This window comes from Blastomonas aquatica (genome assembly GCF_014639875.1).
Taxonomy (GTDB): domain Bacteria; phylum Pseudomonadota; class Alphaproteobacteria; order Sphingomonadales; family Sphingomonadaceae; genus Blastomonas; species Blastomonas aquatica.
Map to the genome: position 1 here is coordinate 215,821 of NZ_BMGD01000002.1, position 16,014 is coordinate 231,834.

General features: G+C 62.5%; 14 protein-coding genes and 1 pseudogene. 9 read left to right on the plus strand and 6 right to left on the minus strand.

Annotated elements, in window-relative coordinates; translation table 11 throughout:
* Positions 1 to 172: 172 nt before the first annotated feature.
* A complete protein-coding gene (locus IEW00_RS05045) occupies positions 173 to 568 on the plus strand; it encodes an NADH:ubiquinone oxidoreductase subunit NDUFA12 (protein ID WP_188513302.1) in 396 nt (131 codons plus the stop codon).
* A gap of 248 nt (positions 569 to 816) precedes the next feature.
* Positions 817 to 999, plus strand: a pseudogene (locus tag IEW00_RS17630) (DUF2155 domain-containing protein); the annotation flags it as partial.
* Between the two features lie 35 nt (positions 1,000 to 1,034).
* Here IEW00_RS17630 and aat read toward each other — a convergent pair.
* Complete coding sequence (aat, locus tag IEW00_RS05055) at positions 1,035 to 1,895, minus strand: leucyl/phenylalanyl-tRNA--protein transferase (RefSeq protein WP_188513303.1); 861 nt, start codon at positions 1,893 to 1,895, stop codon at positions 1,035 to 1,037.
* A gap of 113 nt (positions 1,896 to 2,008) precedes the next feature.
* On the opposite strand from aat, the gene prfB reads away from it, so the two are divergent.
* From prfB to IEW00_RS05075, 4 genes are all read left to right on the plus strand, one after another.
* The gene (gene prfB, locus IEW00_RS05060; protein ID WP_188513304.1) at positions 2,009 to 3,136 is read left to right on the plus strand and encodes a peptide chain release factor 2; all 1,128 of its coding nucleotides are present in this window, start codon (positions 2,009 to 2,011) and stop codon (positions 3,134 to 3,136) included.
* Positions 3,126 to 3,869, plus strand: coding sequence for a class I SAM-dependent methyltransferase (locus IEW00_RS05065; RefSeq protein WP_229736827.1), 744 nt, complete (start codon positions 3,126 to 3,128; stop codon positions 3,867 to 3,869). Before prfB ends, IEW00_RS05065 begins: the two co-directional genes overlap by 11 nt.
* 94 nt (positions 3,870 to 3,963) lie before the next feature.
* A complete protein-coding gene (locus tag IEW00_RS05070) occupies positions 3,964 to 5,367 on the plus strand; it encodes an NAD(P)H-dependent flavin oxidoreductase (RefSeq protein ID WP_188513305.1) in 1,404 nt (467 codons plus the stop codon).
* Positions 5,368 to 5,483: 116 nt separating this feature from the next.
* Positions 5,484 to 6,644 carry an acyl-CoA dehydrogenase family protein gene (locus IEW00_RS05075; RefSeq protein ID WP_188513306.1) on the plus strand — a complete coding sequence of 387 codons (1,161 nt, stop codon included), beginning with the start codon at positions 5,484 to 5,486 and terminating at the stop codon, positions 6,642 to 6,644.
* Between the two features lie 25 nt (positions 6,645 to 6,669).
* Here IEW00_RS05075 and IEW00_RS05080 read toward each other — a convergent pair whose 3' ends face one another.
* Entirely contained in the window at positions 6,670 to 6,864 is a 195-nt protein-coding gene (locus IEW00_RS05080; RefSeq protein ID WP_188513307.1) for a hypothetical protein, read from the minus strand.
* 215 nt (positions 6,865 to 7,079) lie between these two features.
* Between IEW00_RS05080 and IEW00_RS05085 the strand changes: the two genes are divergently transcribed.
* Positions 7,080 to 8,270: a CaiB/BaiF CoA transferase family protein gene (locus tag IEW00_RS05085; RefSeq protein WP_188513308.1), complete on the plus strand. Its 1,191-nt coding sequence runs from the start codon at positions 7,080 to 7,082 to the stop codon at positions 8,268 to 8,270.
* Between the two features lie 41 nt (positions 8,271 to 8,311).
* On the opposite strand, the gene IEW00_RS05090 is transcribed toward IEW00_RS05085, so the two are convergent.
* A complete protein-coding gene (locus tag IEW00_RS05090) occupies positions 8,312 to 8,683 on the minus strand; it encodes a PilZ domain-containing protein (RefSeq protein ID WP_188513309.1) in 372 nt (123 codons plus the stop codon).
* Between the two features lie 139 nt (positions 8,684 to 8,822).
* On the minus strand, positions 8,823 to 9,287 hold the full coding sequence (dksA, locus tag IEW00_RS05095; protein WP_188513310.1) for an RNA polymerase-binding protein DksA: 465 nt from the start codon (positions 9,285 to 9,287) through the stop codon (positions 8,823 to 8,825).
* 462 nt (positions 9,288 to 9,749) lie between these two features.
* On the opposite strand from dksA, the gene IEW00_RS05100 reads away from it, so the two are divergent.
* Together IEW00_RS05100 and serS are read left to right on the plus strand one after the other, a co-directional pair.
* Positions 9,750 to 10,739, plus strand: a complete 990-nt coding sequence (locus IEW00_RS05100) for a PEP-CTERM sorting domain-containing protein (RefSeq protein WP_188513311.1) — start codon at positions 9,750 to 9,752, stop codon at positions 10,737 to 10,739.
* A 178-nt stretch (positions 10,740 to 10,917) separates the two neighbouring features.
* Positions 10,918 to 12,195 carry a serine--tRNA ligase gene (gene serS / locus IEW00_RS05105; RefSeq protein WP_188513312.1) on the plus strand — a complete coding sequence of 426 codons (1,278 nt, stop codon included), beginning with the start codon at positions 10,918 to 10,920 and terminating at the stop codon, positions 12,193 to 12,195.
* A 307-nt stretch (positions 12,196 to 12,502) separates the two neighbouring features.
* On the opposite strand, the gene IEW00_RS05110 is transcribed toward serS, so the two are convergent.
* The gene (locus IEW00_RS05110; protein ID WP_188513313.1) at positions 12,503 to 14,908 is read right to left on the minus strand and encodes a TonB-dependent receptor; all 2,406 of its coding nucleotides are present in this window, start codon (positions 14,906 to 14,908) and stop codon (positions 12,503 to 12,505) included.
* A gap of 388 nt (positions 14,909 to 15,296) precedes the next feature.
* A complete protein-coding gene (locus IEW00_RS05115) occupies positions 15,297 to 16,010 on the minus strand; it encodes an SDR family NAD(P)-dependent oxidoreductase (RefSeq protein WP_188513314.1) in 714 nt (237 codons plus the stop codon).
* Positions 16,011 to 16,014: the final 4 nt, after the last annotated feature.

The window sequence follows — 16,014 nt, forward strand, 5'->3', positions numbered from 1 at the left end:
GATTCCCCCGGGTCGCACCAGTGGAAAGAAGCGGGATGGCGATGCCGTCCCGCTTCAACCCTATCTGGTCTGCGCAAATGGACTCGGGGCGTCATCCAGAGCGCGATAAAGCGCATGCCAGCTTCACAAAACCATCTTCCCCTTTGGTCTCCTACGCATTAAGCGGGCCGCCATGGGACTTTTGGGAAAAATCTTCACCTGGTGGGACGGCGCGACCGTCGACACGCTTTTGTTCAGCTCGTTGAACGGCGAGAAAGTCGGCGAGGACCATCAGGGCAATACCTATTTCCGCTCCAAGCCCAAAAAGGGCCGGAAGGAACGCCGCTGGGTGCTGTACAACGGTGCCAATGATGCGAGCCGGGTGCCGTCAGAATGGCACGGCTGGCTGCACAACAGCTATGATGCAATTCCCGAGAGCCATCTGCCGCCGCCGCGAATCTGGGAAAAGGACTATGTTCCCAACCTGACCGGAACCACCGGCGCATACCGCCCCGCAGGCTCGCTCGAGCGTGGCGGTGTTCGCGCTGCCGCTACCGGCGACTATGAAGCGTGGACTCCCGAGGCGTGACGCGCGGGCGAATCATCGCCATCATCATTCTGATTGCCGTGCTCCTGGGGGCAGGGGTGTATGGCTGGACCCAATTCGGTGATCGCCTGATGCAAGGCGGCGAGCCCGAGGTGCAGCCCAAAGTTGCCGCAAGAGCGCCCTTGCGCCCGCCGGTCCAGCTCGTTGCCGGTGAAGCGACCCCGATGGCCGAACGCGTGGCCACGATCTCGTTCCTCAACAAGCGCAACGGCGAGACCCGCGATCTCGAAATGAAACCGGGCGAATCGCGGCGGATTGGCGATGCTATCGTTCGCCTGTCGGCCTGCGAGCGCACCGCGCCGTGGGAGCCGGTACCTGAAACCGGCGCCTTTGTTCAACTGCTGGTCCAGCACCGTGAGACCCGGTCGTCCGATCCAGTCTGGAAGCGGGTGTTCTCGGGCTGGGTTTTCAAGGAATCACCTTCGCTCAACGTTGTCGAGCACCCGATCTACGATGTCTGGGTCAAGAACTGCGCAATGGAGTATCCGGGCGAGGAGGCTCCGGCCGAGGGCGCTGGTGCCCCGGCGGGCGGGCCGACCGCATCGCCACCTGCCAATGCAGCAAATCCCGCGACCAACCCCGAATCGGCTCCGGCACCTGCGCCGGCCCCAACCCCGGCCCCAGGCCCAACCCCAGCGACCCCCTCTACCGACACCGAATAAATTCCTGGCATGACCGGGTGCGGGCGTTGCACTCGCGGCGGGGCGAACGGCGAATCGCGGATCGCATCGGTGAGCAACGCCATGTACTGCGCCTGCGGAATTTCCTGCGCCCCCAGCGACGCGAGATGCGGGGTAATGAACTGGCAGTCGAGCAGGCTCATCCCGCCCTTGCGCATCGCGGCAACCAGCCAGGCGAGCGCGACCTTGCTGGCATCGGTGGCGCGGCTGAACATGCTCTCACCGCAAAACGCGCGCCCGATCTCGACCCCATAAAGCCCGCCGACCAGCGTATCATCAAGCCAGCATTCGATGCTGTGCGCGCGCCCCTGGCGGTTGAGTGCAATGAAACTCGCCTCGATCGTGCGGTTGATCCAGGTCTGCTCGCGCCCATCGGCCGATTCCGCGCACATCGCGATGACCTGGGCAAAGGCGCGGTTGCAGGTGACGGTAAAACGGTCCGACCGGATCACCTTTTTCAGCGACTTGGACAGGTGGAAATTGTCGAGCGGCAGGATCGCGCGCATTTCGGGCTCGACCCAGAAAACGTCGATGTCGTCGCGCGCGTCAGCCATCGGAAAGATACCGATGGCATATGCGCGCATCAGCATTGTCAGGTCGATCGTTACCGGGCCGGGGGTGCCGTGCATTCCTTCAATCTAGGCGCTCGGAGCCCAAGATCAATCACGGATACCGCGCAGGGCTTTGCGATTGCCCGGCAATCAGCTAGAGCGCGACACCAAATACATCAGGAGTAACCCGCATGCGTGCCGAAGGGCAGGCCCATATCGATACCATCAACGCCGCTTTGGCGCTGGTCCGCAAGTTTCTGGATTGGGAACGCGCGCTTCGTCGTCTCGACGAACTCAATGCGCGCGTCGAGGATCCGACACTGTGGAACGACCCCAAGGCCGCCGAAGAGGTGATGCGCGAACGGCGCAGGCTGGAACAGGCGATCGGCACGGTCAACGAGATCGGCGCGGAGATGGCCGATGCGATCGAGTTCGTCGAGTTGGGCGAGGCCGAGGGCGACGACGACACCATCGCCGAGGGGCTGGGCAGCCTCAAGGCGTTGGCCGAGCGGGCCGAACGCGACAAGGTGCAGGCGCTGCTCGCGGGCGAGGCCGACAGCTACGATACCTATCTGGAAGTCCACGCCGGCGCTGGCGGCACCGAAAGCCAGGACTGGGCCGAGATGCTGCAGCGGATGTATTCGCGCTGGGCCGAACGGCGCGGCTACAAGGTCGAGCTCGTCGATTATCACTCGGGCGAGCAGGCTGGTATCAAGTCCGCGACGTTGCTGATCAAGGGCGAGAACGCCTATGGCTTTGCCAAGACCGAAAGCGGCGTTCACCGACTGGTGCGGATTTCGCCCTATGACAGTTCGGCGCGGCGGCACACCAGCTTCTCGAGCGTCTGGGTATACCCGGTGATCGACGATAATATCGATATCGAGATCAAGGAAAGCGATCTCAAGATCGATACCTATCGCGCATCGGGCGCGGGCGGACAGCACGTCAACACCACCGATTCGGCGGTGCGCATCACGCATATTCCCACCGGGATCATCGCCGCCAGCCAGAACGACCGCTCGCAGCACAAGAACCGCGCCACCGCGATGAACATGCTCAAAGCGCGGATGTACGAGGCCGAATTGCAGAAGCGCGAGCTAGAGGCTTCGGGCGAATATGCCGCCAAGACCGATATCGGCTGGGGCCACCAGATCCGATCCTATGTTCTGCAGCCCTATCAGCTGGTGAAGGACCTGCGCACGGGGGTGACCTCGACCGCGCCGGGCGATGTGCTCGATGGCGCGCTCGATCCGTTCATGGCAGCGGCGCTGTCGCAGAAGGTCACCGGCGAGAAGGTGGACGTCGAAGATGTCGACTGACCGGTTGGGTCGTCGCATGGCGGGGTTTGGTTTGACGGCAGCGGCGCTTGCCCTGTTGGGGGCTTGCCAGCTGGGGGCGGATGATGATGCAGACCGGCCCGAGACCGCGCGTGGGTTTCCCCGCGCGGACCGGCCAGTGGCTGGCGTGGTCAGCAACGAGTTTTCCAACGAGGAAGCCCGCGACGACCGCAACGAGGCGACCAAGGTCATGGATCTCGCCGGGATCACGCCGGGGATGACCGTCGCCGATATCGGCGCTGGCAACGGCTATTATACCGTCCGGTTGGCCGAAAGGGTTGGGGCGGGTGGTCGCGTATTGGCGCAGGATATCGATGATGCCGCGCTCAAGCGGCTGGGCACCCGGGTCGAACGCGAGCGGCTCGACAACGTCTCGATCAAGCCCGGCGATATCGATGATCCGCGGCTGCCCGAAAACAGCTTCGACCGGGTCTTCATGGTTCACATGTACCATGAGGTGACCGAGCCTTATGCGTTCATCTCTCGGCTGCGGCCCGCGCTGAAGCCGGGCGGGCAGGTGATCGTGGTCGATGTCGATCGCCCGACCAACCGCCACGGCATACCTCCCAAATTGTTGTTCTGTGAGTTCGAAGCGGTAGGCTACAAGCTGGTCGAATTCATCGAGAAGCCTGATATCGCAGGGTATTTCGCGCGGTTCGAGGCGGTTGGTCCGGCGCTTGATGTAAGCAAGATCAAGGGATGCGATCAAGCCTGACCGGATCAGGCAACGCACCTGACAGCGGGGCGTTTTTATTGGGCAATTGCTGCGCAGCATGTCTATACGGCTGTGCCAATGTGGGAGCTTATGCGTGTTTAAGGGTTTGAAGCCGATCATTTATGGTGGACGCGAAGTCTGGCCGGTCATCGAAGGTGGCAAGGGCGTCTCTGCGACCAACCACGCCAGTTCGGGCGCTTGGGCCGCAGCAGGCGGTATCGGCACGGTGTCGGCGGTAAACGCCGACAGCTATGACGAAAACGGCAACGTTGTTCCCCAGATCTATCACGGCCGCACCCGCGGCGATCGCCATCAGGAGCTGATCCGCTATGCCATCGACGGCGGCGTCGAGCAGGTCCGCCGCGCCTATGAAATCGCAGGCGGCCAGGGTGCGATCAACATCAACGTATTGTGGGAAATGGGCGGCGCTCAGCCGATCCTTCATGGCATTCTCGAGCAGACCCGCGGCATGGTCGCAGGCGTCACCTGCGGCGCGGGCATGCCCTACAAGCTGTCCGAAATCGCGGCGCAGTATAACGTCAACTATCTGCCGATCGTCAGTTCGGCCCGCGCGTTCCGCGCGCTGTGGAAGCGGGCGTATCACAAATACGCCGATCTGATGGCCGCGGTGGTCTATGAAGACCCCTGGCTGGCCGGTGGTCACAATGGCCTGTCCAACGCTGAAGATCCGCGCGTACCGCAAGACCCGTATCCTCGCGTCGCTGCACTGCGCGAGACGATGCGCGCCGAGGGTGTGTCCGAAAGCGTCCAGATCGTGATGGCAGGCGGCGTGTGGTACCTGCGCGATTGGGAAAACTGGATCGACAATCCCGAGCTTGGTGCAATCTCGTTCCAATTCGGCACCCGACCATTGCTGACGCAGGAAAGCCCGATCCCGCAGGGGTGGAAAGACGAATTGACCAAGATCGCTCCGGGCGATGTGCTGTTGCACAAGTTCAGCCCGACCGGTTTCTATTCGAGTGCGGTCCGCAACCCGTTCCTGCGCAGCCTCGAGGCGCGCTCTCAGCGCCAGATCCCGTTCTCGACCGAGATGGCAGGCGAACATACCGCGCAGCTCGATTGCGGCGTGAAGGGCAAGAACTTCTGGGTGACGCCGACCGATCTGCAGCACGCGCGCCGCTGGGATGCGCAAGGCTTTACCACCGCGCTCAAGACTCCCGACAACACCCTGGTGTTCTGCACCCCCGAAGAGCGTGCGGAAATCCGCAAGGACCAGACCGATTGCATGGGTTGTCTGTCGCATTGCGCCTTCTCGGCATGGAAGGACCACGACAATTTCTCCACCGGCTACCTCGCCGATCCGCGCAGCTTCTGCATCCAGAAGGCGCTGCAGAACATCGCGCATGGTGAGGATGTCGACAAGAACCTGATGTTTGCCGGCCACGCGGCCTACAATTTCGGGACCGATCCGTTCTATTCGAACGGCTTCGTTCCGACCGTCAAGCAGCTGGTCGATCGTATCCTCACCGGGGATTGATTCGGGGATTGATCCGCAGACAGGGGCCCTTCGCCTTTGCTGGCATAACTGGTGATTGACCCGGCACGCATTCTCCCGCATCCCTTTGTTAACCGGTCGGTTAAAGGGATGCGGAGATGGATTTCAATCTTTCGGACGAGCAGGTCGCCCTGCGCGAAACGGTCAGGCGATTTGCGCGCACCGAACTTGTGCCGCTGGCGGTCGAGCTGGAGCGCGACAATCGCCCGGTGCCGCGCGCCATGGTACACCGCTATGCTGAAATGGGGCTGCTGGGCATCAACACACCAGAGGCGCTGGGCGGGTTGGGGTTATCAAACCTTGACGCGTTGATCGTGCTCGAAGAGCTGGCCAAAGTCAGCTCGGCCGTCGCCTTCCCGGTGTTCGAAGCGTGTGTCGGGCCGGTGCGCGCGATCCAGCATTTTGCCCCAGCAGCGCTCAAGGAACGGATCGTGCCAAGCGTCTGCGCAGGCGACATGATCGTCGCGGTGTCGATGTCTGAGCCTGCAGCGGGAACCGCGCTCACCGATCTGACGACACGCGGCGTGATGGCCGATGGCTTCGTCATGATCAATGGCACCAAGCGCTGGTGCTCGGGAGGTGGGCATTCGGATGCCTATCTTGTCTATACCCGGCTATCGGATGCACCGGGTGCCAGGGGCATTGGCGCGGTGCTGGTGGAAAAGGGAACGCCGGGCTTCAGCTTCGGTCAGAACGAGACGTTGATGGGATTTCGTGGTGTCCCGTCGGCTGACCTCATTTTTGACGACTGCCGCGTGCCCGAAGGCAATATCGTCGTGCCGGCAGGCGGTTTTGCCAAGCTGATGGAGGCGTTCGATCTGGAACGCTGCGGCAATGCCACGATGGCGCTGGGCCAGGCATCGGGCGCGCTGGAAGACGTGCTCGCCTATGTCCAGGAACGCCAGCAGTTCGGCAAGCCTCTGGTTGATTTCCAGGCGGTGCAGATGAAGCTGGCGGAGATGCAGATCGAGGTAGAGGCGGCGCGGCTGCTGATCTGGCGCGCGGCGGCCAATTCGGACCAGGGCCTGCCGTCGATCCTCGACAGTTCATCAGCCAAGTGTTTCGCCAACCAGATCGCCCGGTCAGTGACCGGCAACGCGGTTCAGCTGATGGGCGGATATGGCTATTCCACGCAATATCCCATGGAGCGACGCATGCGCGATGCCTGGGGCTGGGGCATTGCCGGGGGTGCGATCGATATCCAGAAGGTCAACATCGCCAGCGCCATGATCGGGCGGCGTTTCGACCAAAGGCGGTGAGGCAAATGGCTGTCTCATACCGCAGTCAATCCCGGAAGCGTTGCCGCGCCTTGCGTGCCAGCCGCGACCAGTGCTTGCGCTCGCGATCAGTCAGATTGGCGTCTTTCGACCGGGCATCCAGCACATCGACCGTGGTGTCCCCGTACTTTTTGTGGATCGTGTCGAGTTCGCGATCATCCTTGCGCCGCTGTTCGGCGCTTTCAAACAAGCCCAATACCATAATGACCCCAATGGAAACGGTGCGACCCGCATTCCTTAATCAAGCCACCCCTGAGCCCGACCCGGAGGATACCCCAGTATCGGGGGCATCCGCAATGCTGCAGTTGCGAAATAGAGCCGGATGTGTCTCGATTATGGATGTTTCCCGAGGGTTTGCGGTGAACTGTGGCCATTAAGTGACGCCATTACTGACAATTGACCAAACAGGAGCCTTGCATGGCAGAATCAATCTGGAAAACGAGTGATATCGCAGCGACCGGCCCGCTGGCCGGGGTGCGCGTGCTCGATATGTCGAGCGTCGTCATGGGGCCGCTGGCGACGATGATGCTGGCGGATATGGGCGCCGATGTGATCAAGGTTGAAAACCGCGGCGGCAGCCACAGCGGCGATATGATGCGCTATGCCGGCACATCGCCGACGGGCGACCTGGGGCCGATCTTCATGGCGCTTAATCGCAACAAGAAAGCGGTGACGATCGATGGCCGTGACGAATTGGGCAAGGCGCAGCTCGAGACGCTGCTTGGGCAAGCTGACGTGTTCTTCCACAATGTCCGCATGGCCGGGATGGAACGGCTTGGGCTGGGGTACGAGGCGGTCAAGAAGATCAACCCCCAGATCATCTATATCCACTGCTGCGGCTACGGCGCCGAGGGCCCGTATGGCAAGCGGCAGGCCTATGACGATCTGGTGCAGGCGGCGTCCGGCTGGGCGGATTTGTATGCCAAGCGTTCGGGCGGGGCCCCGGGCTATACCCCCTCGCTGGTGGCGGACAAGACGGTGGGTCTGTTTGCCACCAACGCCACGCTCGCGGCGCTGGTGCACAAGGAAAGGACAGGGCAGGGACAGTTCGTCTCGGTGCCGATGTTCGAGTGCTTCACGTTCTTCAACATGGTCGAAAATCTCTACGGCCAGACTTTCCCCGGCGATGGCAAGTTCGGCTACACCCGCTCGATCAATCCCAGGCGGCGCCCGTATCCCACCAAGGATGGCTACATCGCGATCGTTCCATATGTCGATCGCCAGTGGGAGCGCTTTTTCGAGATCGGCGGACGTCCCGGCGTGTTCCAGGATCCGCGCTTCTCAACTTATGAGGAGCGCACCAAGCACACCGGTGATCTGTACGCGATCATCGAGGAGGTCGCCGCGACCAAGACCACCGACGAGTGGGTCGAATTGCTTGACCGCGAGGACATTCCCGCAATGCGCTTCAACCGGATCGAGGATGTACCCGAGGATCCGCATCTCAAGGCGACCGGGTTCTTTATCGATGCGCAGGCCGACCATATCGGGGCGTACCGGACACTCCGGCATCCGATTGCGTATGGCGGCAGTCCGGTCAACCAGCGGCTCGCTCCGCAAAGCGTCGGCGCACAGAACCACGAACTGCCGGGGGGGGCAAACGATTGAACCGGCAGATCAGACTTCGACCACGCTGGGCGCAATGGCGCTCAGCGCGGGAAGGAGGGGCTGGTTCCCAGAATGGTGCGCAGATAGCGGGGGACCTCGCCGCCTCCGCCGACCGGCTGGCGGGCCTGTTTCGGGTTGATCTCACGGTCGAAGGCAACACCGAAACGCCCGCTGCGTGCCCACGCGATCTGACCGCGCACCGGGCCGATGTTGCGCAGCGTCGCCACCACCTGCTGTCCCTGTGTCACTTCGAGATCGGATTCGATCATCATGCCCCCGGGTGACAGGTTGCGGACCTTCACCTTGTAGACTTCATCCGAGCCCTCGGATGTCATTTCCGCCAGCAGGAACAGGCTGTCGCGGGCGCGTGTCTCTTTGCTTTCAAGAGATTTCGGGCTGACGGGCATATTCATGGCTGTGGCGTCCAGATGCTTGGCGATAACAATCGACGAAGGGATCGCATCGCGTGTGCGGGCGCGAGCGGTGCTGTCGAAGGCATAGCCCAGCGTGTATCGCCAATTGGTTAAGCGATAGGGTAAACAGCTTAAAAAATCAGTCGTCGCGCGATATCTTCTCGCGGCGTTCGTGCGCTTCCTGCGCCTCGACCGTCATCGTCGCGATGGGGCGTGCAACCAGGCGTCCCAGGCCGATCGGCTCGCCGGTGACTTCGCAATAACCGTATTCGCCCTCGTCGATCCGGCGCAGCGCAGAATCGATCTTGGCGATCAGCTTGCGTTGGCGATCGCGGGTGCGCAGTTCGATGCCCCAGTCGGTTTCGCTCGAGGCACGGTCGTTAAGATCGGGCTCGCGCATCGGGCCATCCTGAAGCTGCTGCAAGGTGCCCTTGGAGGCAGCGAGGATTGAGCTTTTCCACTCCTGCAGCAGGGCTCGGAAATATTCCAGCTGTCGTGCGCTCATATAGTCTTCATCAGAAGACGGGAAATAATCCCCTTCTATACTTTTGCGCGCCTTGGCCAACACATCGATATCGTCAATCGCGGTCGAGATGGACGCCATTGGATGCTCCCAGTGGATAGCAGTACCGGCAGCGCGCGCCCAAGGTCGGACACATTCCGTCGGCCTTATGTTGATCGCGCCTATAGCCAGCGTGCAATGGCCACACAAGCTGGAAAGCTTGGGAATCGGGGAGAAATCAACAGGATCGTTGAGCATCCCGTGTTGCCGTAAGGTCAACCGGAGTCGTGGCATTGCATGCACCAATTCCGCAGCACCCTGAGGGCGCCGCTGGGATGATATAGGTTAATCTGGGTTCCGCAGATGGTTCCAATTCGGGACAGGCGGGGGAGTAAGCACAATAGAAGCGTAGTTTTTTGTCGCACAGATTGTCAAATCAAGGTTAACAGCATTGAGATTAACGCTTTGTTCTGGCTTGCCTAGCATATCGGGATGCTGACCCGACCCCGGTTTGGGTACTGGAAGGTCGAAAAGCAGCCTCCCTGCGCTGAAAGAGAAAACACAATGTCTGTACGGATGGCCTTGGCAAAATTGTGCGCCTGTACCTGCGGCGGTGCAATCATCGGCGGTGGTGCGGTGCATGTTGCAGATACGCCTCCTGCTCAGGTGAAGCAGTACCGACAGGCCAAGACCAGCAAGCCGATTCGCGGCCGCCAGGTCGCCAAGGCCCCGGTCCGTCAGATCAAGCGAGCGCGCACGGCTGTTGCGCGCACCACAAGCAGCTGCACGCCCCAGGTCGTGACCGTCAGCACCCAGCCGTCTCCGATCCCGCTGCCCTTGCCTTACCCTGCGCCTCTGCCGCAGGACACCGGCGGATTTGGTGGCGGCGGTGGCGGTTTCCCGGTCGTTGTCGGCGGCAGCGGCGGTTTTGGCGGCGGCATCGGCGGCGGCTTTTTCGGTGGCTTTTTCGGTGGCGGCGGTGGTGGTGGCGGCAGCGTCGTGATCACCTCGACCGGATCGACCAGCACCTCGACCGGCGGGTTCACCAGCACGGGCGGATCGACCAGCACCTCGACGGGCGGCGTTTCGACCGGTGGTATCTCGACATCAACCGGCGGCGTGTCCACGTCAACCGGCGGCGTTTCGACATCAACCGGCGGTGTCAGCACCTCGTCGGGCAATGTATCGACCTCGTCAGGCAACGTATCCACCTCTTCAGGCAACGTATCCACGTCATCGGGTAATGTGAGCACCAGCAGCTCGTCGTCGACCAGCTCGTCGTCTTCGACCTCGTCTTCGTCTTCGACATCTTCATCGACGTCATCGTCCACCTCTACATCGACGTCGACCTCGACTGGTGGATCCTCCAGCTTCGGCGATCCGCATCCGCCGGTCGATCCGCCGCCACCACCACCTCCACCTCCGCCGCCGCCGCCGACCGATGTGCCGGCGCCGCCTGCTGTGCTGCTTTTTGGGGCCGGCGCTCTGGCCCTGGCGGTGCGTCGCCGCTTTGCCAAGCGCAAGGACGTTACAAAGGACCGCGATGCGGATTGATCGTCCGGCAGCGTCCGTCACCGCTGCCTGATCGCCGCATTCAAGGGCGACCCCGCTCCGGCAGGGTCGCCCTTTTTCTGTCGGGCGCTGCTGGTCACCACACGCTTGGCTGCGCACACCGATTTTGCGCAGATTGGCGATTGCATCTGGCCGTCGGGGCAGGGCATAGGCTTGCCCCATGCATGACATCAAATTCATCCGCGAAAACCCCGAGGCTTTTGACGCCGCACTGGCACGCAAGGGCGTTGCTCCCGTTGCCGCCGACATCATCGCGCTCGACGCCCGGCGGCGCGAGGCGCTGAACGGCGCGCAGACCGCCCAGGCCCGACGCAACGAGGCATCGAAGCTGATCGGCCAGGCGATGGCGCAAAAGGACACCGCACGTGCCGACGCGCTCAAGGCCGAGGTTGCCGAGCTTAAGACCCGGCTGGGCGATCTTGAGGAACAGGCCAGGGCAGGCGAGGCGGCGCTGGCCGAGCGGCTGGCGCTGTTGCCCAACCTGCCTGCGGAGGACGTTCCCGACGGGCTGGACGAAGCGGGCAATGTCGAGATCAGCCGTTGGGGCGACATTCCGCAGTTCGATTTCGCTCCGAAGGAGCACGCCGATATCGGCCCGGCGCTGGGCATGGATTTCGAGACCGCTGCCAAGATTTCGGGCGCGCGCTTCACCTTCCTGCGCGGCGGGATCGCGCGGATGAACCGCGCGCTGGGGCAGTTCATGCTCGATGCCCAGGTTGAGGCAGGCTATAACGAATGCGCGACGCCGTATCTGGTGCGTGACGAGGCCGTGTTCGGCGTTGGACAGCTGCCGAAGTTTGCCGAGGACCTGTTCCAGACCACCGATGGCCGCTGGCTGATCTCCACGTCGGAAGTCAGCCTGACCAACAGCGTGCGCGAGCAGATCCTCACTTCGGCCGAACTGCCGATCCGGCTCACCGCGCTGACTCCCTGCTTCCGCTCGGAAGCAGGCTCTGCCGGCCGCGACACCCGCGGGCTGATCCGCCAGCACCAGTTCGAAAAGGTCGAATTGGTGACGATCGCCGCGCCTGAGCATTCCGACATGGAGCATGCGCGGATGTGCGCAGCCTCCGAGGCGATCCTGCAAGCGCTGGGGCTGCCCTATCGCAAGATGCTGCTATGCGCGGGCGACATGGGCCAGGCTAGCGCCAAGACCTTCGATCTTGAGGTGTGGTTGCCCGGGCAGAACGCCTATCGCGAAATCGCCAGCATCTCGAACTGCGGCGATTATCAGGCGCGGCGGATGAACACGCGTTTCCGGCCCGAGGGCGAGAAGAATACAGAGTTCGTCCACACGCTCAACGGCTCGGCGCTCGCGATCGGCCGGACGCTGGTTGCGATCGTCGAGAACTATCAGCAGGCCGATGGCTCGGTCCGCGTGCCCGAGGCTTTGGTGCCGTATATGGGTGGGCTGGACGTGTTACGGCCGGAGGGTTGACTGCGTCCAATCGCCGCTCAGCCTGAGCCAGTCGAAGGCCACGCGAATCCTGTTGCCAGATTGCTGTGCCGTTTTCCGGCGAAAGCCGGAACCCAGGGCGACCACAATACAATCCGGCTGCTGGGCTCCGGCTTTCGCCGGAGAACGGCTTGAAGCTGGGCTGGTGTCTGTGCTGGGCCTTCGACAGGCTCAGGCTGAGCGGGCGGGGTGATCGCGCGTTCGTGATCGATTGACCAATCCGGAGAGATCACCCCCACCCAACCCTCCCCCATCAAGGGGGAGGGCTCATCAGGCTAGTTGTTTCAGATCAGAACTTGGCGCCCACCTGCACGCCGTACAGCCGGGGTTCGCCCGCGATGAAGGTCGCGGTGCCGAATGCGCCGCCGGTGTTGCCGGCGTCGATCAGATATTTCTCGTTGAACAGGTTGCGCGCGAAGGCGGTGATTTCAAACGCGCCGTCGTTGAAGCGGACTCCCGCACGGGCGTGCGCCAGAAAATAGCCGTTCTCGCTGATTTCCTCGCGGTTGGGAATCTCGAAGAACTGCTTGCTGCTGTAGGTGGCCGTGGGCACGAAGAAGATCGCCGCGTTGTCACTGACGGGCAGGTTGAAGTCAATTCCCGCAGCGGCGGTGTGCTTGGACTGCAGGCGGAAGCGGTTGTCGTTGAACAGCGGATTGGGTGACTCGACCTTGGCGTCAATGAACGCATAATTGGCGAACATCCGGAAATTGGGGCTCAGTCGCAGCGCGCCTTCAACCTCGACGCCGAGGTTGCCGGCGCTCCCCGCATTTTCGCTCCTGGTTTCTCCCTGGTCATTGATGAAGCTGGTCTGGAAGTTGGAGTAATCCTGGTAGAACACGCCGACCGAGCCATTGAAGGCTCCGAACGCGCCCTTGATGCCACCTTCATAGTTCCACACCGTTTCCTGTTCGACCGGAGTGAATGCCGCCACTGGACCTGCCGTCGTGGCACGCGCGCTCAGGTTGAGCACAGGAGCACGGCGGCCCTTGGATATGGTGGCATAGACGTTGACGGCGTCGCTGATCCGGTAGAGCGCATTGAAGCGCGGCAACCACGCATCAAAATTGTCGCTCTGGCGGAAGACCTGGCCGCGCGTGTCGACCGTGCCCAGCAGCGAGACCCCGGGTGTGCCGAAGGCTGCCACGATCTGGCTGGCGCCTGCGATGGCGCTATAGGTCGAGGTACGCTCTTCGTACAGATACCGGACGCCTGCGGTCAGCTCGAAACGGTCCGAAACATCGAACGTCATGTCGGCAAAGGCCGAGTAGCTGGTGTTCTTGCCGCCGTTGGTGAACTCGCTCGAATACAGCAGTTGCGAGGCCGCGCCATTGGTCAGCAGCGCGGTGGCGCGATTGGGGAGCGCCGGGTTGTTCAGCGTCTGGCAGCTCTGTGCGGAAGGCACCCCAAGCGCAGCCGCCAGCCCGGCGCGCAACGGAGCCAGCAACGCTGCGGTCGAGCAACCGATATACGTTCCCTCTTCGGTCGCGAACGGGACGCGCTGGGTGCCCTGTTCGTGAAACACGTTGAAGCCGAAGAAGCCGCGCAATCGGTCGCTGTTATAGGCAAAGCGGGTCTCGTAGCTGAACTGCTCGCCCTTGGCGTCTTCCGAAAACTCGAGGAAGAACAGGCCCGAACCATCGGCATCGAATACCTCGAGGCTGTCGAACTTGCGATAGCCGCCGATCGCGGTCAGCGACCAGTTGTCGCTCATTTCGGTCTCGAAGGTGACGTTGGCATCATAGACTTCGCGCTTGAGGCCAAGTTCGGGCAGCCCCAGGATCGCCTCGCTGATCGCGCGGGGTGCGCCGCCGACTTCACCGACGCGGAACGGATCGGTGTCTCCGCCGCTGCGCGGCAACGTGCCCGAGATGAACGCGGTGCCAGGGTTGCGCTGCTGTTCATAGTTGAACACGAAATCCATCGTGCTGCTGTCGGTCGGCCAGATGCGCAGCGAGCCGCGCACCGCGAGCTGGTCGATGCCGTTGAGGTCGTCCTGATCCGAGCGGACGTCGCGCGCCGAGACGGTGCCGGGATTGTTGGCGATGTTGCGGATATAGCCGTCGCGCTTCTTGTACGATGCGGCGATGCGGCCTGCGATCTTGTCGTTGCCCGCGTTGATCATCGCGCGGCCTTCATACAGGTTGAAGTTACCGTAGCTGCCGCGAATGTCGGCCTTGAAACCCGGTTCGGGCTTGGCGGTAATCACCGAGATCGCGCCGATGGTGGCGGCAGTACCGAACAGGGTTGCCTGCGGGCCCTTCACGACTTCGATCCGGTCGATGTCGAACAGATCGAAATAGGAGCCGCGCGAGCGCGAGACGTCGATGCCGTTCAGATAGATGGTAACGCGCGGCGCGACCTGCGCGCTGCCCGAATCCGAGGTGATGCCGCGGATCACGAAGCCGGGGTTGTTGGCGCTCTGCTCCTGGATGTTGAGGCCGGGGATGAACGCCGACAGCTCGTCGAACTCGTCGATGCCGATGCTGTCCATCTGGTCGCCGCTGATCGCCGAGACGGTGATCGGCACGTCCTTGATCGACTGCTCACGCTTCTGCGCGGTGACGATGATCAGATCGTCGTTGGCAGTAGTGGTGTCGGCCTGGTCCTGCGCGATGGCGGGGCTGGCAGCCAGAACGGTGGCGAGCGCCAGGAGCGACGCCCGGGCAGGGCGACGGAAAAGCGATGAGTGCATCGGAGCATATCCTCGGATTGGAGTGAATGCTCGGCCATTGCCCGCGACCAGTGACGATTGTGCGTCGCAACAATTACTGATTTGTGGCGATGTTAATTTAGAACTGTCATAATCCATAAGGATTACGCGGGCCGTAAGGGAAGGGGGCAATCTTGCTGACGGCGAGGCTCGCCAGTGAAGTTCGCCTCTGCCTTGATGGGAGAGGCAGCGAGACTTGGCAGCTTGAGGCGTAGTCGCAGCGGTGAGGGTGATGGTGCGGCTGGGTGATGGTGGCTCGATAACGCACATCTTACGCAATTCGAAGAGATCACCCCCACCCAACCCTCCCCCATCAAGGGGGAGGGCTTTAGTCTGGGTAACGTCTTTTAGCGCGGACGAAACGGCAGTGTCAGCCCTGCAGAACGAGCCGGTGGTTGGTCTCGAAATCGCTGGCGAGCAGATCGGCGATCGCGTCTGCTACGACCTCGGGCTCCTTGACCGTCGACGGATCCTCGCCCGGATAGGCCTTGGCACGCATCGCGGTTCGGGTGCGGGCGGGATCAACGATTGCGGTGCGAACCTTGCCGATGTTGCGCATTTCCTCGCCATAGGATGACAGCAGCACCTCAAGCGCCGCCTTCGAGGCCCCATAGGCGCCCCAATAGGCGCGCGGGGTTGCCGCGACCGAGCTGGTGAGCGCAACGACCCGCGCCTTGCCGCTCTCGCGCAGCATAGCATCGAAATGCGCGATCATCGCCTGTGCGCTCAGCACGTTGAGTGTCATCACCCGGTTGAATTCGCTGCCATCGATCGTCGGAACCGGGCCGAGCGTTCCCAGCATAGCTGCGTTGAGCACCAGCATGTCGAGCGACTTCCAGCGCTGGCCGATCGCGACCGCGAGTCGCGCGATGCTCTCGCCATCGCTCAGATCGAGCGGCGCGATGGTGGCGTTGCCGCCAGCCTCGAAGATCGCGTCCTCGACGGCTTCGAGGTCCCTGGCGGTACGGCCGGTGAGGATGACGTGCGCGCCGCGAGCGGCGAGCGCCTTGGCGGTGGCGGCGCCGATGCCGCGGCTGGCGCCGGTGACAAGGGCAATCTGCCCTTCGAAAATCTTGTCGGTCATATCT